The organism is Synechocystis sp. CACIAM 05, assembly GCF_010222815.1.
Lineage (GTDB): Bacteria > Cyanobacteriota > Cyanobacteriia > Cyanobacteriales > Microcystaceae > Synechocystis.
The window spans coordinates 2,437,517-2,456,425 of sequence record NZ_CP019225.1; the positions used below are offsets into that span (position 1 = coordinate 2,437,517).

The window sequence follows — 18,909 nt, forward strand, 5'->3', positions numbered from 1 at the left end:
AACCCCTTAAATAGTTGAAGATTGTGGCAAGGTTGAGCAGTAGCTGGACATTTTTCATTAGGACTCTGCTCTTTTGGCAACTGTTCTAGGATATTGATAAAATCAGCAATGCTCCGGAAACGCCCATAATACGGATATAGGCCACTCTATTTTCTTCCCGGAGATATTGCAACACCATTTGCCCGATCGCCATCGCCAAGGCGGATTTTTTGTCCAAATTTGGCTACGCAAAATGGAATAGGTCATGGGTTAGAACAAAAAGAAGATTGGGTTAAGGATTTAATAATGGTGTTGCTAGGGCGATCGCTAAGGTTTAATTCAGCCAAAATTAGTTGGACAATAACCTCACTAAAATAGCTGGGAAAACGGTGCATTTCTTGGGCATGGTCTAACAAAAAAGTGTGGTAATAATACCCCAGGGATTTTTCCAATTTGATTAAACTATGGAAAAAATCCGGTAATTCCTTTAAACGGTGAGAATGATTCTGTTGGAGAATATTTAAAAAGTGGCGAAAATGGCTACCTTCATCCTGGACTAAATGTTGTCCCACACGACTCAATACTTTGCCAAAAGGTTGATAATATTCCCGTAAATCCCGACGGTAAGAAAACATAGACCCTAACTCGTCAAACACTAGGGTACTAACAATGGTGAATTCATCTTGTAAGACGCAGGCAATAGGTTCTAAACTAGGCGATCGCCGCTGAAAATTTTCATCCATAGCGGCAAAATCTAGCCCAGATAAACAGCGATAAACTCGCCGCAGAGCTTGATAATGTTTTTGCTCATCTCCCAGCCATCGGGGTAATAAAGCTAAAAAATTGTTGGATAAATCCTGTTGACGGGAGAGTAAATAGTTGTATAAAAACTTAGCATCACCTTCGGAATAAACATCTCGACTTAGTAAAATGCAAAAATCATTCTTTAGATTGTTTTCTACATTATCCAAAACCTTAGTAGGGATTTGGTAATCGATGGGGATTAGTTCGTCTACGTCCCAATTATTTAAACAATTCTTTTGATTACTATTTATCGGATTGTGTTTTAAACAAGCAATTTCCATGACCAATCACTCTAAGTTTTAGAAACCATTGCTTAACTAATTGATAAAAAATCTTCCGCCACAATATGGGGAATAATTAAACAATGACGGCCTGTAATACGAGCCGTATCTCCCCGCAAAACAATGCCAGCGGCAACATCATCAATGACCCAACTACCAACCATGTAATGGTAATCAAATGCTTGGGGCAATTCGATATATGCCTGGATAATAAAGCCCTCTTCACCGTAGCCATAGGTTGGCCGTTTTTCCACTGCCCCAGCCCCTAACTCAATGGAAACACCGATGCCTTCCATACCCAACAAGGGTTTGCGAACGTGTAAACCTTCTAGTAATAGGCGGGTTGCTTCCAGGGAAATATCGCTCTCAAAATAGGTGGGCAGGAGATATTGAGCATACTCGCTATCTTTAAACTGTTGCCAAATTAAAACCATGGCTCCTTTATTAGATAAAATTTGCTTCCATAAAGGTTCAATTACTTTTGCATCTCCCACGGCTAGGCGTTGCGCTAGGGCTTCAGTGCAACCGGCATTGGCCATATCATTTTGCAAATCTGACCAGTCATACATTTTCCATAAAATTGGAATTCTTTCGTTAGCATGGTCAATAAAATAACCATCTTCATCCAAACCTAATCCTCTCTGCATTAGTTGACCCCGTTCATCTTCTAAGCCCCGCAGATAAACCAATTGGGTGTAAACATTTTCATCCACTTCATCGTGGAGAATTTGGATTAATTGCATGGCCATTTCACTGTCTTCTTCCAGTTGCTCATCTACCAAAAAAGAAATGCCGGTGCGGAGTAAATCATATTCTTCATAAATCCTGCGCCATTGCCCCGCCGTTCTTTCCCAATATTCATTAAACTGACTGGCATTGGCTGGTAAGGCATAGGCCCCTTGATTATGGTTGCGCTGGTAATCCACTAACCAATTCCATTGGTAAACGGTTTCCGCTCCCAATAGGGGAGTTTCCCCATTAATTTCAATCAATTTAATCTGACCATCTTCGGTGACTACTAGATCGAAACGGGTAGCTAAGCTCAAATCTTCCACCGGGTCGGTGCGATGCCAACTATTTTTCAGGGCAGGCCAATATTCAGGGCGAATTTTTAACTGGGCTAACCTTGCGTCAACGGCGGAATCATCATCTTCATCGAAAAACCAGTCCAGAAATTCCACACACATTTGCCAAAGTTTTTCACTCGCAATGGCGATCGCCGTTTCTTCTTGGGGGCTGAATTGGATGGCAAAGGGTTGGGGCAGGGCTTCCACCCAGTATTTTTGAGCTGTATCACTGAGCACATCCGCTTGGTAAGCATTGTCCTGGATATGCTGGCGCCAGCGGGGACGACGACTAATTTTTATCGGTTGCATTATTTGCCTCCCCGGCCAGTGCCTTTAAAAGTAGAACCGAAACCCTTATTACTACTGCGGCCAGAAATAGTGCCTTTAGCAGCGGTACCCGATGGCCTAGGGGGAGCGGGGGCAGTGACAGCTTTGGAAGTAGAAACTTTGCCTGTGGTGGTGCGAGGCACAGAGATGCCATTGGGGGTAATCAACTGATCCGGGTTTGTCCCCCGATAGACAATGGATGGTTGCAATACTCGCCGTTGGACGCCGCCGGAATAAATATAGGTGTAACTATTGCCGTAGGGATAAAAGTAAGCCCCACCAAATATTGGACGATAACCGCTGGTGTGGTAGCCACTGGGAGTAGGCTCACAGATTACCCCATCGGTTTGACAATCGGCTCGACTGCTGTAAACCGGGGCATTCCGTTGATGTTCCGCTTGGGCCGCTTTCATTTGGGCTTCGCAGTCCTCCGGGCGAATGGGGGGAGGGGTGGGGGCGTTGGTCAATTTCCCTGCTTTATGGGCTTCCGCCAAGACTTTATACTCATTGGCCTGATTGGTCATATCCGTTTTACATTCCGCCACACTGGTGTAGTAAAGGGCTTCAATTTTTTCGTTACTTCCCCCACCACTACCCTGATTGGTTTTAGGGTTATTGTCTTTACAACTGGTGCTCACCATGGCCAACACCGCTACCATCGCTAGATATTGCCTAACCTGTTTACGATAAATGGGCCGAGAAATGTTACCGGGGAAATGATTTGGTTCCATGGCGATCGCCGGGTTGGGCAGTAATGATGGAGTTATTGTATTGAGATTTTCCGGGGATAAACTAATTGGTAAAAATTATTTACGAAAGAATCATGAAAATTAGCCAATTTCAGCCCCATTGGGGGCAAATACGAGTGCTGAATAGGGTTGATTAGGGGTCAGGGATTGTTAAGCTAGGGAAATGTGGACCGCTAAATTGTCATTCAATCTTGAGAAAACACCGTGCTAGACGAACAAGCCAAGAAAACTCTCCTGCGTAAAATTCCCCACGGACTCTACGTCTGTGGTGTTAAATCCGGAGAAGAAGCCAATGGTTTCACCGCCAGTTGGGTAATGCAGGGTTCCTTTGAGCCGCCCCTGGTGGTTAACTGCGTGCGTACTGACTCCATTTCCCATCGGTTATTACAGGAAAGCGGCCAGTTTGCCCTTAGTTTTCTGGCAGCGGACCAAAAAGATGTGGCGGCGCAATTTTTTAAACCCCAACGACGGGTGGGGGACAAGTTTGAAAATTTTGATGTGCTCGATGCTCCCGAAACCGGTTGTCCTGTGCTCAAAGACTGCCTCGGTTATGTGGAATGCCGGGTGGTGGGGTCCGTGGCCCACGGTGATCACACCGTTTTTGTGGGCGAAGTCATTGGAGCCCAGGTTTTTAATGAAGGAGATCCCTTATTACTAGAAAGCACTGGCTGGAACTACGGCGGTTAGTTGGAACGGGTTTAACGGGCCAACCTAGTCCTCTGATTGTGGTGGGAAAAGTATGTAAAAGTTGCGTCAATCCCCCACCGCTTCCAACCATTGTTCTTCACTGCCATTAAGTAAATGCTCGGCTGCTTCCATGAGGTCGGGCATTAACTCTTTAATGTCTTTTTTATTTTCCAGATAGGTTTTGAGGGCCACCAGGGGATCAAGGGCGGAACCTACTCCCAATTCTGGCAACCGTGGCCGGGCCAACTGGCTAACCAGTTCTGGGCGGATGGTGTAGGAATGGCTCGGCTTTAAAGCCTCCTGTAATTTGCGGTTATCGATTTGTTCTAGCTGTTCAGAACGAATTTGGTAAATTAGTCGCACCACGGCATTGTCAATGGCTGTTTTGGCGATCGCCATTAATAATTCCCCTTGGGGATCCGTCGCTTCCGTCACATCTACTTTAATGGTTTTAAAGGGGCGAGCGGGCAGGGGACAGAATTGCCAATCTACTCTTTCCTTACTAATTTCTAGCCAAATATAACCTTTGTCTTCCTTTTCTTCGCCAAAGTCCACCCGCTCAATGCTACCGGGATAAACAATGGGGGGATTATTGTGGGGATTGAGATTTTGATGTTTATGGACATGGCCCAGGGCAACGTAATCAAATTCCGGCCGATTAATCAAAGCCAGGGGAATGGTAAAGCCCTTACCCACGGACAGGGTTTTCTCCGCCCCAAAGGTGGCCCGATCCGCCATTAAATGGGCCAGTAGAATAGTAGGTAACTGGGGATCTAAGCTCCGAATTTCCCCTTCCAAAATGGGCTGTAACTTTTTCAGCAATAGCAAATTAATCGCTTCCAAAGATAACCCCTCTGTTTCCGGCCGGGTTAGGAGAGTCGAACGGGTTAACCAAGGCAGGGTAACAATTTGTAGATCTCCATTGGCGGTGGGAATTAAATGGGTGGCCAGGCAATCGCCAACGATGAAACCGGGCACAGCCAGGGTCCGATAGATACATAAACTAGCTCCTCCACTGCCCTGGGAATGTTGGTCATGGTTGCCCACCAATAACACTGTGGGAATATCGGCATCGGCTAAACGGCGAAATTCGGCGGCAAAGGCTTCCTGCACATAGGGAGGCGGAGTGGCGTCGGGGAAAGCATCTCCCCCAAATAACACCACATCGGCGGGTTCGGCGATCGCCCGGTCAATGCACAGCCGTAAACTCTGAATGAAATCCTCTAACCTCGTATTTAACCCCGTGGCCGGATTAATGTGCCCATGGGAAAAACCACTGCCCAGGTGAATATCAGAAAGATGCAGGACTTTTAACATGGCAATGACTCTCCAACAAAAAAAGGGAAGACCTCTAGTCCTCCCTTCATCCTATGGTAATGGCCCGCTGGGGGACCTAACTATTCCACGCCGGGGGCAATCAATTCCCTCGTTTCACCGGGGATTACCACCACTTGGTTGTCTTCACCAATGTCTACCAGCGCTTGGCTACCTTCCTTGAGGCGGCCGGAAAGAATTTCTTCGGCTAACACGTCTTCCAACAGGCGCATAATGGCCCGACGGAGGGGACGGGCACCGTAGGCTGGGTTGAACCCTTCTTCCACAATGCGCTCCTTGAACTTGTCGGTGACCTGGAGAGAAATTTCTTTTTCCACCAACCGGGCAAACACATCCCGCAGCAGAATTTCCGAAATCTCTTTGACTTCCTCCTTGTTCAATTGGCGGAAGACGATAATTTCATCCAAACGATTCAGGAACTCAGGGCGGAAGTAGTTTTTCAACTCTTCATTCACCAAGGAACGAATGCGATTGTACTGAGACTCCGCTTGGTCATCGGCAAAGTCAAAGCCCAAACCACCGCCACCTTTTTCAATTACCTTGGAACCAATGTTGGAGGTCATGATCAACAGGGTATTTTTGAAATCCACTGTGCGACCCTTGGCATCGGTGAGGCGACCATCTTCCAAAATTTGCAGAAGCATATTGAAGATGTCGGGGTGGGCTTTTTCAATTTCGTCGAACAGCACCACCGTGTAGGGACGGCGACGTACTGCTTCCGTCAACTGACCGCCTTCGTTGTAGCCCACATAACCCGGAGGGGAACCAATTAATTTGGAAACGGTGTGTCGTTCCATAAATTCCGACATATCCAGACGGATCATGGCTTCCTCGGAACCGAAGAAGTAAGCCGCCAGAGCTTTGGTCAACTCAGTTTTACCTACCCCAGTGGGACCGGAGAAAATAAAGCTCGCAATGGGACGGTTGGGATTTTTCAGGCCGACCCTGGCCCGACGGATAGCGCGGGAAACAGCCTTAACCGCATCTTCCTGGCCAATTAACCGTTGATGGAGGGTATCTTCCATATGCAACAATTTTTCTGACTCGGATTCCGTTAGCTTGTTCACCGGCACCCCTGTCCAGGAGGCAACAATGTGGGCAATTTCTTCGGAGGTTACTTCCGGTTCGCCGTTATCCCCTTCTGCTTTTTTGGAAGAGGCGATCGCCCGGATTTGTTTTTTAATTTCGTCTTCCCGGTCCTTGAGTTCCCCGGCTTGCTCGAAGTCCTGGTTGCGGACAGCATCATCTTTTTCTTTAAGAATCTGTCGCAATTCCTTGTCCAACTCCTTGGCGGCGGGGGGCAATTGGGAATTAATTAACCGCACCCGGGAACCAGCTTCGTCAATTAGATCGATCGCCTTATCGGGCAGGAAGCGGTCGGAGATGTAACGGTCGGAAAGTTTGGCCGCGGCTTCCAGGGCTTCGTCCAAAATTTTCAGTTTGTGGTGCTGTTCGTAGCGTTCCCGCAGACCGTAAAGAATCTCGATGGTTTCTTCCACGGAGGGTTCCCCCACCATCACCGGTTGGAAACGCCGTTCCAGGGCTGCATCCCGTTCAATGTGCTTGCGGTACTCATCCAGGGTGGTGGCACCAATACATTGCAATTCTCCCCGGGCTAGGGCGGGCTTGAGAATATTGGCAGCGTCGATCGCCCCCTCGGCGGCTCCGGCTCCGATTAGGGTGTGGACTTCGTCAATCACCAGGATGATGTTACCGGCTTGGCGGATTTCATCCATGATTTTTTTCAGCCGTTCTTCAAATTCCCCCCGGTATTTAGTGCCGGCCACCAATAGACCGATGTCCAGGGTGACGACCCGTTTTTCTTCGAGGATGTCGGGAATATCTTTGTTGGCAATGCGCTGGGCCAAACCTTCGGCGATCGCCGTTTTACCAACCCCCGGTTCCCCAATCAGAACAGGGTTATTTTTGGTGCGGCGGCCGAGGATCTGAATCACCCTCTCAATTTCTTTTTGGCGACCTACCACCGGGTCTAACTTCCCTTCGGCGGCCATCTGGGTGAGGTTAGAGCCAAACTCATCTAAGGTGGGGGTTTTGGTGCGACCACCACTGCCACCACCGGCAGCTACTTCGGCCGTTTCTCCCAACATACGGATCACCTGGGTGCGGACTTTGGACAGATCAACCCCAAGGTTTTCTAGGACCCGAGCAGCTACCCCTTCCCCTTCTCGAATCAGACCCAACAGCAGGTGTTCGGTGCCAATGTAATTGTGACCCAGTTGCCGAGCCTCCTCAAGGGAAAGTTCCAGCACTCGCTTGGCCCGGGGAGTAAAGGGGATTTCCACGGCCACAAAGCCCGATCCCCGCCCGATAATTTTTTCTACTTCAATGCGGGCATCTTTGAGATTAACCCCCATGGATTTGAGAACCTTGGCGGCGACGCCAGTCCCTTCGCCAATCAAGCCGAGCAGAATTTGTTCCGTGCCAACGAAGTTATGTCCGAGGCGACGAGCTTCCTCCTGAGCAAGCATGATTACTTTAATGGCTTTTTCTGTAAAGCGTTCAAACATAATCTAAATCCATCACCTCAGCGTGCCCTGTGTATTGCTGATTCTAACATAGCGCTTTTATTGTGCTGTTGCCCTGGGTACAGCCGTGGGTGTAGGTTTAGCGGTGGAATGGTGAACTGCGTCTGTGGGGTTTTCCTCACCTCAACCGCCATAATCCTGTGCCCAGATTCTCCGTTTTTGACCCCGACAATTAACAGAATCAGTGGACATAGGGCAATGGGAGATCCCCGTTTCGACTAGTTAGATTTAGTGAAATTATCGAAAATATTCTTAGTGAAATTATCGAAAATATTCTGGCGATCGCCGCGATGGCCCACTAAAACTGACCAGAATCCCCCACCATCCCTAGGTAAATAATTCCGGTCAAAGTTGAAGCCAACTAGACTTTATGGCCGAGTAGCCACACAGGCGCTATTTTCCAACACAGTTTGCCGGGCCCATTGATCCGCCGCTAAAATTGTTTCTAGATCAGGGCTAGAAGTGTTTTGACCCGTGTAAAGATCACAAGCCTTTTCAATTAAGCGGGGAATATCCAAAAAGCTAATTTTTTCTTGTAAGAATAAAGCCACCGCCTGTTCATTGGCTGCATTTAGCACCGCTGGCATGGCTCCCCCGGCCCGCCCGGCTGCATAGGCCAATTGCATACAGGGGTATTTATCGTGGTCCGGCTCCCGAAAACTTAGGCTACCAGCCTTAACTAAATCCAGTGGTTCCCAGTCGGTGTAAATTCTTTCTGGCCAGGATAGGGCATAGAGCAACGGCAGACGCATATCGGGCCAGCCCAATTGGGCTAAAACAGAGGTGTCTTGCACCTCAATGAGAGAGTGAATAATGCTTTGGGGATGAATAACAATATCTATATGATCATAGTCCAAGCCAAATAGGTAATGGGCTTCAATCACTTCCAAACCCTTATTCATCAACGTAGCGGAATCAATGGTGATTTTTTGTCCCATGGTCCAATTGGGATGCTTGAGGGCATCCTGCACAGTTACCAGGGGTAAACGCTCCACCGGCATGTCCCGAAATGCCCCCCCGGAAGCGGTGAGAATAATCCGCCGCAATCCTCCTTCGGGAACCCCTTGTAAACATTGAAAAATGGCTGAATGTTCCGAGTCCGCCGGTAATAACTTCACCCCCATTTTTTCCACCAGGGGTAACACCACCGGAGCCCCGGCAATCAACGTTTCCTTATTGGCCAAAGCAATATCTTTACCTGCGGCGATCGCCGCCATGGTGGGTAACAATCCCGCACAACCGACAATGCCCGTAACCACACTTTCTGCATCACCGTAACGGGCCACTTCCACCACCCCTTCTTCCCCCACCACGTACATGGGTTGGTAATCAGTTAGTTCGGCCACTGCCGCTTTTAGGTCCTCTAACTTTTCTGCCTGACGAATCGCAACAATCTCTGGGCGAAACTCCGCCACCTGTTGGGCTAGTAATGCAACATTTCCCCCAGCCGCTAAACCGACCACCTGAAAAGCATCAGGATGATGGGTAACAATGTCCAGAGTTTGGGTACCAATGGAACCGGTGGAGCCGAGGATAGAAATGCGTTTCACCATTACCGCCGTTGCTTAAGCTAAAACTAATCTTCCCAATCTTACGGGGTTGCCGCCCATCTGAGAAGAAAAAACTCCCCCAGGATTGAACCAAGGAGGAGCAAAGTTATTTATTCTCTTGTTTTTACTAAGGCAAAACTTAGAAACGAAAAATTAACTTCAATCTACACAGCAACGGAGGTGCGGGAGGTGGCGGTTAATTCACCTTTGGCATATTTAGCGGCGTAGTCATCCAAGGTCAATTGCTTGATTTTGGATGCATTGCCAGCGGTCCAGAACTGTTGATAGCGATCGGCACAAACCTGCTTCATATATTTGATAGAAGGCTTGAGGAAGTGACGGGGATCAAAGTTCTTGGGATCCTTAGCAGCGGCTTCCCGGAAAGCGGCGGTGATGGCTAAGCGATTATCGGTGTCGATGTTTACTTTACGTACACCACTCTTGATGCCTTTTTGAATTTCTTCCACGGGCACACCATAGGTTTCGGGGATAGCACCACCGAATTCGTTGATCATGTCGATCCATTCCTGAGGAACGGAGGAAGAACCGTGCATTACCAAATGGGTGTTGGGTAACAGGCGGTGAATTTCTTCAATGCGGCTGATGGCCAAAACTTCGCCGGTGGGTTTGCGGGTGAATTTGTAAGCACCATGGCTGGTACCGATCGCCACAGCGAGGGCATCCACCTGGGTTTTGTTGACGAATTCCACTGCTTCTTCGGGATCGGTCAACAGTTGGGAGTGGTCTAACTTCCCTTCAAAACCGTGGCCGTCTTCAGCTTCCCCTTGACCAGTTTCCAAGGAACCTAAGCAACCCAATTCCCCTTCTACACTGGCCCCAACGGAGTGGGCTACTTTAACTACTTCAGCGGTTACATTAACGTTGTACTCAAAGCTAGCGGGGGTCTTGGCGTCAGCTTCCAAGGAACCGTCCATCATCACACTGGTGAAACCGTTGCGGATGGCGGAATAGCAAGTGGCGGGGCTATTGCCGTGGTCTTGGTGCATGGCAATGGGAATGTGAGGATAGGTTTCGACCGCACCTAAGACCAAATGGCGCAGAAAATTTTCCCCAGCGTAGCTCCGGGCACCACGGGAAGCTTGCAAAATTACAGGGCTGTCGGTTTCATCAGCGGCCTGCATGATCGAAATGATCTGCTCCATGTTGTTGACGTTGAAAGCGGGAATGCCATAACCATTTTCCGCCGCATGGTCTAACAGCAGTCTCATTGGTACAAGAGCCATAAATCCTCCTAAGTTCTATTGCCTAATGGGTATTTGGGTCGCAAGACAATTCTTTATATGGGTCTCATCTTAGGCTAGTTTCTGCGCCTTGACAATTTTTAACGATCTTTTTTGTCCTGCCCCAAGGAATTTGTGCTAGGGCATTAAATTCGACCCGTATTTTTACCCCCACCCTAGTCTATGGCTGAGTTAACCAAGTCCAGGATGGGGGAAGGTTTTGGGTAATCAAGTTGGGGTTTTATATCTCTTCCCCCCGGCAATAGGCGATCGGGGATCAAACAGTTCAGAGAGTAGCAAATACTTCCTTAGCGACGGCAATGGTCTGAACGATCTGTTCTTCCGTGTGGGCTAGGGAAGGGAAACCTGCTTCGTACTGGGAAGGAGCTAGATAAATACCCCTTTCCAACATCCCCCGATGGAAACGGGCAAATTTATTGGTGTCGGCCAACTTAGCATCTTCATAGTTTCTGACAGGGCCAGGAGCAAAGAAAATTCCAAACATGGCACTGATGGAACCGCCACAAACTTCATGGCCCGCATCCTGAGCTGCAGCTAGTAAACCATCCACTAGCCGTTTGGTGATCTTATCCAAATATTCGTAGGATCCTGGCTTTTGCAGAATTTCCAGGGTTTTAATGCCAGCCGTCATGGCCAACGGGTTGCCGGACAGGGTACCCGCTTGATACATGGGGCCGGCTGGAGCCACCATGGCCATAATTTCTTCCCGACCACCATAGGCTCCTACTGGTAAACCACCACCGATCACCTTACCGAGGGTAGTCAAATCGGGAGTAATGCCAAACCGGGCTTGGGCACCACCGTAGGAAACCCGAAAACCTGTCATCACCTCATCAAAAACCAACAGAGCACCATACTCCTTGGTCAGTTCCCGTAAACCTTCCAAAAAGCCCGCATCGGGGAGGATAAAACCGGCATTACCCACCACTGGCTCGAGAATTACCCCGGCAATGCTGTCAGGATTTTCCACGAACAGAGCTTTAACGGCCTCTAGATCGTTATAAGGAGCAGTCAATGTTGCTTTAGTTGTGTTACTGGGCACCCCAGGGGAATCCGGTAAACCGAGGGTCGCCACTCCAGAACCAGCTTTGACCAGGAACATATCGGCGTGGCCGTGGTAACAACCCTCAAATTTAATGATTTTTTCCCGTCCAGTGAAGGCCCGCATCAAGCGCAAAACGGACATACAGGCTTCGGTACCGGAGTTGACAAACCGTACCATTTCAATGCTAGGCACAGCATCAATGACCATTTCCGCCAGTACGTTTTCCTGGGCACAGGGAGCACCAAAACTGGTGCCTTTATCCAAAGCTTGTTTGAGGGCGCTGATTACATCGGGGTGAGCGTGGCCACAAATGGCCGGCCCCCAGGTGCCCACATAGTCAATGTATTGATTACCATCTACGTCCCAAATCTGAGCCCCTTCTACTCGGTCAAAAACAATGGGCTGGCCGCCGACGGACTTGAAAGCTCTTACCGGGGAACTGACACCACCGGGCATTAAATGTTGAGCGGCGGCAAAAATCTCTTCTGATTTAGTGGTAATAAAAGGGGTTGCGTTAACCAATTCGCGTCTCCTTTGGGTGTAAAGACTGGCTATGAGAATTTATTGAACCTGTGCCCGCATCAAAAAAACAGACGGGGACAACTCCACTCTACAGAATTTTGGTGCCCCATTGAACAAACTTCTGACACACTAGCTGGGAACCTGGAGTCCTTGGTGAGAGTTTGGGCAATTTATAGCTGTTAACCTTTATTTGTTTGAGCCAAGACTCTGAGAGCCCATTTTAAAAGCCCCCCTGACCCCCCAAATTTGGGGAGAAACTGAGTGAAAGTCCTCCAGTATTACGATCGCTTTAGTGGTTCAATTTAGGGGGCGGAGTAAAACTTTCCAAACAGGTTCTGAGGCGCGGGGGAATTTTCAGATTTTCTGTACCGGGAAACAGGGAAAAATCGCTAGCGTAGAAGCAGGTAATAAATTTGGCCGTCGTCACTCATTAAACCGGCCCGATCGCCAGGGGCTTGGCCAGTGCCCATGAAAATATCCACCCGACCGGGGCCTTTGATGGCACTGCCGGTATCCTGATCCACCACAAAACGACTAACGTTGACTTTTTGACCCCGACAATCGGGAATGGGAGCCGCTAAAACGGCGATCGCCCCTGGAGGCATAAGGGATTTATCGGTGGCAATGGAACGCTCGGCAGTAACTGGCACCCCAATACTGCCCTTGGCGGGGGTGCTGGCGGAGGTTTCCTTAAAGAAAATTAGACGATTATTGCGGGGGATAAAACGACTTAGTTCGCTGGGATTTTGCTCAAAATAGTCGATTAACTTGGGCAAAGTAACCTCCCCAGGCTGAAAAATTCCCTCTTGGATGGTTTCCTTCCCTAAACTTACGTAGGGATAATCCGTCGCTCCAGCAAAGGCCACGGAACTTTGGCCTCCCCCCACCCAGTTGATTTTGGCAGAACCCTGCACCTGGATTAGATAGGCATCTAGACGATTACGGAACCAAGCAATTTCCCGTCCCTGTAACTGACTTGATTTGCCTAAACCATCCATACCTTCCAAGTCAGCCCTAGTGGGGTGGGGCTTAGACCAACGAGAAAAATTATTGGGCAAACCATAAATGGGATAACGATATTCGGCAGTGCGTTGACGACTGGCGGTATAAACTGGTTCAAAATAACCAGTGAAATGGACTGTACCCTGGCCATCATTACCGATCGCCCGATAAAACTGAAATTCCCTGGCAACAGCGGTCTGGAGAGATTCGGGACTGGGAGACTGTTGCAACAAAGTTTTAAATCGCTGGAGGGAACGGGTTACCCGCTCTCTGGTCACCCCCGGTACAGGGTAATTCTGATAAGCTCGGGCGGCGCTAGCAGTTTTTAAATAGGTCAAGCTATGGTCGATCGCCCGGAGCAAAGATTGTTTATCTCCCGCTGAGCAATGGTTCCCCCACAACTGTTCATCAAAACCCACCGTTGGCGTTAGATTTGCCCCCGTTAATGGCATTAATGGTCGCGACTGGGCCCTAAGACCACTGTCATGGAAGCCAAAAACCAACAGTAAAGCCAATAACGGGAAAAATTGCTTAATCATTTATTGCTTTGTTGAAATTACCTACCGCTGACGAAAGTTAAGTTTACCTGCTCCGCCGGAAATAGGGGATGGGAGACTACCAGTCCGCTGGCTAGCCCATGGTCATCTTTAGGCAAATAGCATCGTTAGAGACTTTTATTTATTAATTTTAAGAAGAAAAAATTGAGCGGTCTCAATGGGTATGTCTGAGTATTTTTACTGAGACAAACTGCCCATAAATCAAGAATGATAAGTTTATGTAATAGCATTTAAAACTATTTTAAAAATTCCCCCAAGTCTTGCTCCCTGCCTAGATTTTGTAAAAAACTAACCATTTAGAAACGTTTTTATACCCAGAGCTTCAATGGGGCTAGTTGAAAATCTCTGTTAATCTAGAGGAAGTTTCAAGGGAAAACTCAATGGTTATACTAGATAAAACTGCAACAAAAATTATTAAACTAAACTCCGGAGCAATTCCTGCCATTCGATCCGTCTTGGAGCAGGAAGCAATGGTTTTATTAGGTTTAGCCACTACCTATGTGCTAGTGGTCAATGGCGCTAGTCCCAGGGCCGTATCCCAGTTGCGAGCCTTTAAGCAATTTGACAAAGACCAACCCCTGGGCATTCTCACCCGTGGCGATCGGGCCATGGATGTGGCAAAAATTCCCCCCGCCGCTAAAAAATTGATGGGTCTTTTTCCTTTGCCCATAACCCTCATTGTGGAAGCCCTGCCCAAATTAGACCCAGGTATTACCCAGGGCTTTCGGAATATTTTTATTGCCTGTCCCGATGCTTTTGTTTTCGATTTAGTGGGAGCAATGCCTTTTCCCTTGGTTTGTGCCACGGCCAAGATAGGGGGAGAACCGGTGACTAGTTTTGAGGCGGCTAGTCGTTATTTTGAAGGGCAGGTGCCTTTAATTGGCGATGGTGGTCGATGCCGTTACGCCCGCCGGGGAACATTGATTGACTGTACTTTGCCGTTGCCCACCATTATGAATTTTGGTCCCATTTCCTTTGACGACCTGCGCCCCCTGATACCCGAAATCATTTTGCCTTCCCATCTGATGAAATAATTTTCCTTTACGCTGTTGTTTTGTCTGAAGTTCGGTGAATGGGTCAGAAATTGTTGGGGAGCATTTCACAAACCTAGTTTGGATAAAATTGTTGAGCTTACAAGGAATTGAATAGACAATCTGGTTTGGCTATTTTGCTTCAATTTCCCTAGTTTCTACTTTTTCAACTCTATGGCTCTTTCCCCCGCAGACGTTACCGTGGTCATTTTGGCTGGGGGCTTTGGCACCCGCATTAAGCAACAGTTACCAGATTTGCCTAAACCCTTAGCTCCCGTGGCCGGCCAACCTTTTTTAGATTGGCAATTGCGCTATCTACAACAGCAGGGTTTTCGGCGATCGCTCCTTTCTACGGGTTATCTGGCAGAAAAAGTGGCGGCCTATGCTCAAGATGCCGATATTGTTGACATGGCAATCGCCTGTGTGGCGGAAACGGAACCGTTGGGAACAGCGGGGGGATTTGTCAATGCGGTTAATCACCATGGTTTTAGAGAACTAACACCGGCTTGGCTCGTGCTTAACGGCGACTCGTTAATTGTGACGGATTATCGAGTTCTGTTGGCGGAGTTAGAGGATGACAGCGTTGATGGGGTAATTTTGGGCGTTCATGTGCCCGATGCATCCCGTTTCGGCTCCCTAAAGATTAATGACAGGGGAGAGTTGGAACAGTTTGCCGAAAAACAAGCCGGAGCCGGCGTGATTAATAGTGGGGTTTATCTCCTTGGCGATCGCCTGTTGGCCCGGTTTCCCGCCCACAGACCCTTAAGTTTTGAGTATGATGTGTTCCCCACATTGTTGGCCCAGGGAGCCAAAATCAAAGTCCATGCTGTGGAAGCTCCCTTTTTAGATATTGGCACCCCGGAAACATTAGCCCAGGCGGGGGAATTTATCCAATCCCTCGGTACGTTGAACCGAATTCAAGACCTAGACAAATAGCTTAAAATGAGAAGCTAACTGAGAAATTAACTAAGTTTTGTAAATTTTGGTTTGCGGGGGCGAGCGTCACGATGGGTAAACGGACAAGGCGGTTTTGGGCTTTAGCTTTTTCTTTGCTGATGGGGACCCTGATTTATCTGGGCAATACACCGTCGGCCTTCGCTTTCACCGAGGAACAAAAGCTACTGTTGCAATCCTGGCGTTTGGTCAACCAATCCTATCTCGATGAAACCTTTAACCATCAAAATTGGTGGCTGTTGCGGGAGAAGTACGTTAAACGTCCCCTCCGGAACCGGGAAGAAACCTACACGGCGATCGAAGAAATGCTCGCTACCCTGGATGAACCCTTTACCCGCTTACTGCGTCCGGAACAGTACGGCAATCTCCAGGTGACCACCACTGGTGAGCTATCGGGGGTAGGTCTGCAAATCAACATCAACCCTGAAACCAACCAGTTAGAAATTATGGCCCCCCTGGCCGGTTCCCCTGCGGAGGAGGCCGGGCTGCAACCCCATGACCAAATTTTGGCGATCGACGGTGTAGATACCCAAACCCTGAGCTTAGACGAAGCAGCGGCCAGAATGCGGGGCCCAAAAAACACCAAAGTTTCCCTGGAAATTCTGTCAGCGGGCACCGAAGTACCCCAAGAATTTACCCTGACTCGGCAGTTAATTTCCCTCAGTCCGGTGGCGGCCCAATTGGACGATTCCCGCCTAGGTCAATCGGTGGGTTACATTCGCCTCAGTCAATTTAGTGCCAATGCCTATAAAGAAGTAGCCCACGCTCTGCATCAACTTGAGGAACAGGGGGCCGACGGTTATATCTTGGATTTGCGTAACAACCCCGGTGGCTTACTCCAGGCTGGTATTGACATTGCTCGGTTGTGGTTACCGGAAAGCACCATTGTCTACACCGTTAATCGCCAAGGCACCCAGGAAAGTTTCACTGCTAATGGAGAAGCGGCGACCGATCGCCCTTTGGTGGTGTTGGTCAACCAGGGTACTGCCAGTGCCAGCGAAATTTTAGCCGGCGCTTTGCAGGATAATCACCGGGCCACTCTAGTAGGGGAAAAAACCTTTGGTAAGGGTTTGATTCAATCCTTGTTTGAACTATCCGATGGAGCCGGCATTGCCGTCACGGTGGCCAAATACGAAACCCCCCAACATCACGACATCCATAAACTGGGCATTATGCCCGATGAAGTGGTGGAGCAACCCCTGATTAGCTTTGCCGAAATTACTTCCCCCGCCGATTTACAATACCAAGCCGCCCTGGATTTGCTCACCGGAGGAGTGGCGATCGCCCATAAATCTTCTTCAATCCCCGCCATGGCAACGGCTCACAAGTCCAACTAATCACCATTTGGACAAAACATCAGGAATTCTAATCAGAAAGTCCAAAAATTGTAATTTAAAAAACAGTCAATGGAGAGCATTGCCATAAGTAAAGGCATCCCCTGCGTGATAAGATTACCTTCAGAAAACAGATAGTTGCTGGGTTATCGCAGATTTTTCTCGCAACCAAATAACTGTAAATAATAACTGTCTCTGGGGCGACGGTAGGCTTTATATTGCCAAATTTCGCCCGTGGGAGAAAGCTAGGCTATTCAATGTTTATGGAGGACTGACCTAGATGGTACAAGCCAAAGCAGGGTTTAAGGCGGGCGTACAAGATTATCGCCTGACCTACTATACCCCCGACTACACCCCCAAGGATACCGACCTGCTCGCCTGCTTCCGTATGACCCCCCAACCGGGTGTACCTGCTGAAGAAGCCGCTGCTGCGGTGGCCGCTGAGTCTTCCACCGGTACCTGGACCACCGTTTGGACTGACAACCTAACTGACTTGGACCGCTACAAAGGTCGTTGCTATGACCTGGAAGCTGTTCCCAACGAAGATAACCAATATTTTGCTTTTATTGCCTATCCTCTAGATTTATTTGAAGAAGGTTCCGTCACCAACGTTTTAACCTCTTTGGTCGGTAACGTATTTGGTTTTAAAGCCCTGCGGGCCCTCCGTTTAGAAGATATTCGTTTTCCCGTTGCTTTAATTAAAACCTTCCAAGGCCCTCCCCACGGTATTACCGTTGAGCGGGACAAATTAAACAAATACGGTCGTCCTCTGCTTGGTTGTACCATCAAACCCAAACTTGGTCTGTCCGCCAAGAACTACGGTCGGGCTGTTTACGAATGTCTCCGGGGTGGTTTGGACTTCACCAAAGACGACGAAAACATCAACTCCCAGCCCTTCATGCGTTGGCGCGATCGTTTCCTCTTCGTTCAAGAGGCGATCGAAAAAGCCCAGGCTGAGACCAACGAAATGAAAGGTCACTACCTGAACGTTACCGCTGGTACCTGCGAAGAAATGATGAAACGGGCCGAGTTTGCCAAGGAAATTGGCACCCCCATCATCATGCATGACTTCTTCACCGGTGGTTTCACTGCCAACACCACCCTCGCTCGTTGGTGTCGGGACAACGGCATTTTGCTCCATATTCACCGGGCAATGCACGCCGTAGTTGACCGTCAGAAAAACCACGGGATCCACTTCCGGGTTTTGGCCAAGTGTCTGCGTCTGTCCGGCGGTGACCACCTCCACTCCGGTACCGTGGTTGGTAAATTGGAAGGGGAACGGGGCATCACCATGGGCTTCGTTGACCTCATGCGCGAAGATTACGTTGAGGAAGACCGCTCCCGGGGTATTTTCTTCACCCAAGACTATGCCTCCATGCCTGGCACCATGCCCGTAGCTTCCGGTGGTATCCACGTATGGCACATGCCCGCGTTGGTGGAAATCTTCGGTGATGATTCCTGCTTACAGTTTGGTGGTGGTACTTTGGGTCACCCCTGGGGTAATGCTCCCGGTGCAACCGCTAACCGTGTGGCTTTGGAAGCTTGTGTTCAAGCTCGGAACGAAGGTCGTAACCTGGCTCGGGAAGGTAATGACGTTATCCGGGAAGCCTGTCGTTGGTCCCCTGAGTTGGCCGCCGCCTGCGAACTCTGGAAAGAGATCAAGTTTGAGTTCGAGGCCATGGATACCCTCTAAACCGGTGCTTGGGTTGTCGGAGTTGTACTCGTCCGTTAAGGATGAACAGTTCTTCAGGGTTGAGTCTGCTAACTAATTAGCCATTAACAGCGGCTTAACTAACAGTTAGTCATTGGCAATTGTCAGAAAATTGTTAATCAGCCAAAACCCACTGCTGACTGATGTTCAACTTCGACAGCAATTT

14 protein-coding genes and 1 pseudogene are annotated in these 18,909 nt (G+C 48.8%); 5 read left to right on the forward strand and 10 right to left on the reverse strand.

Annotation, left to right across the window (positions count from 1 at the left end; all coding sequences use genetic code 11):
• Positions 1-50 precede the first annotated feature (50 nt).
• From BWK47_RS17135 to BWK47_RS11555, 4 genes and pseudogenes are all read right to left on the reverse strand, one after another.
• Positions 51-193 (reverse strand): annotated as a pseudogene (locus BWK47_RS17135) (transcriptional regulator NrdR); the annotation flags it as partial.
• Between the two features lie 49 nt (positions 194-242).
• Entirely contained in the window at positions 243-1,064 is an 822-nt protein-coding gene (locus tag BWK47_RS11545) for a hypothetical protein (protein ID WP_162328748.1), read from the reverse strand.
• 32 nt (positions 1,065-1,096) lie between these two features.
• On the reverse strand, positions 1,097-2,440 hold the full coding sequence (locus BWK47_RS11550) for a glutathionylspermidine synthase family protein (protein WP_162328749.1): 1,344 nt from the start codon (positions 2,438-2,440) through the stop codon (positions 1,097-1,099).
• Positions 2,440-3,189, reverse strand: a complete 750-nt coding sequence (locus tag BWK47_RS11555) for a DUF1190 domain-containing protein (RefSeq protein ID WP_162328750.1) — start codon at positions 3,187-3,189, stop codon at positions 2,440-2,442. The genes BWK47_RS11550 and BWK47_RS11555 overlap by 1 nt, the downstream gene beginning before the upstream one ends.
• Positions 3,190-3,411: 222 nt before the next feature.
• Between BWK47_RS11555 and BWK47_RS11560 the strand changes: the two genes are divergently transcribed.
• Complete coding sequence (locus tag BWK47_RS11560) at positions 3,412-3,894, forward strand: flavin reductase family protein (RefSeq protein ID WP_010873408.1); 483 nt, start codon at positions 3,412-3,414, stop codon at positions 3,892-3,894.
• 66 nt (positions 3,895-3,960) lie between these two features.
• Here the strand turns inward: BWK47_RS11560 and sbcD are convergent, their stop codons facing one another.
• From sbcD to mltA, 6 genes are all read right to left on the reverse strand, one after another.
• Positions 3,961-5,211, reverse strand: a complete 1,251-nt coding sequence (gene sbcD / locus BWK47_RS11565) for an exonuclease subunit SbcD (protein ID WP_162328751.1) — start codon at positions 5,209-5,211, stop codon at positions 3,961-3,963.
• 80 nt (positions 5,212-5,291) lie between these two features.
• Positions 5,292-7,757, reverse strand: a complete 2,466-nt coding sequence (locus BWK47_RS11570; protein ID WP_010873410.1) for an ATP-dependent Clp protease ATP-binding subunit — start codon at positions 7,755-7,757, stop codon at positions 5,292-5,294.
• Between the two features lie 386 nt (positions 7,758-8,143).
• On the reverse strand, positions 8,144-9,325 hold the full coding sequence (gene dxr / locus BWK47_RS11575; RefSeq protein WP_162329686.1) for a 1-deoxy-D-xylulose-5-phosphate reductoisomerase: 1,182 nt from the start codon (positions 9,323-9,325) through the stop codon (positions 8,144-8,146).
• 164 nt (positions 9,326-9,489) lie between these two features.
• Positions 9,490-10,569 (reverse strand): class II fructose-bisphosphate aldolase, encoded by a 1,080-nt coding sequence (gene fba, locus BWK47_RS11580; RefSeq protein WP_010873412.1) that lies wholly within the window; start codon positions 10,567-10,569, stop codon positions 9,490-9,492.
• Between the two features lie 283 nt (positions 10,570-10,852).
• Positions 10,853-12,154, reverse strand: coding sequence for a glutamate-1-semialdehyde 2,1-aminomutase (gene hemL, locus BWK47_RS11585; RefSeq protein WP_162328752.1), 1,302 nt, complete (start codon positions 12,152-12,154; stop codon positions 10,853-10,855).
• A gap of 389 nt (positions 12,155-12,543) precedes the next feature.
• Entirely contained in the window at positions 12,544-13,695 is a 1,152-nt protein-coding gene (mltA, locus tag BWK47_RS11590; protein WP_162328753.1) for a murein transglycosylase A, read from the reverse strand.
• A 398-nt stretch (positions 13,696-14,093) separates the two neighbouring features.
• Between mltA and BWK47_RS11595 the strand changes: the two genes are divergently transcribed.
• The 4 genes from BWK47_RS11595 to BWK47_RS11610 all read left to right on the forward strand — a co-directional run bounded on the left by BWK47_RS11595 (position 14,094) and on the right by BWK47_RS11610 (position 18,725).
• Positions 14,094-14,747, forward strand: a complete 654-nt coding sequence (locus BWK47_RS11595) for an L-threonylcarbamoyladenylate synthase (RefSeq protein WP_162328754.1) — start codon at positions 14,094-14,096, stop codon at positions 14,745-14,747.
• A 171-nt stretch (positions 14,748-14,918) separates the two neighbouring features.
• On the forward strand, positions 14,919-15,680 hold the full coding sequence (locus BWK47_RS11600) for a nucleotidyltransferase family protein (RefSeq protein WP_162328755.1): 762 nt from the start codon (positions 14,919-14,921) through the stop codon (positions 15,678-15,680).
• 71 nt (positions 15,681-15,751) lie between these two features.
• A complete protein-coding gene (gene ctpA, locus BWK47_RS11605) occupies positions 15,752-17,035 on the forward strand; it encodes a carboxyl-terminal processing protease CtpA (RefSeq protein WP_162328756.1) in 1,284 nt (427 codons plus the stop codon).
• Between the two features lie 277 nt (positions 17,036-17,312).
• Positions 17,313-18,725, forward strand: a complete 1,413-nt coding sequence (locus BWK47_RS11610) for a form I ribulose bisphosphate carboxylase large subunit (protein ID WP_010873418.1) — start codon at positions 17,313-17,315, stop codon at positions 18,723-18,725.
• The last annotated feature ends 184 nt before the right edge of the window (positions 18,726-18,909 follow it).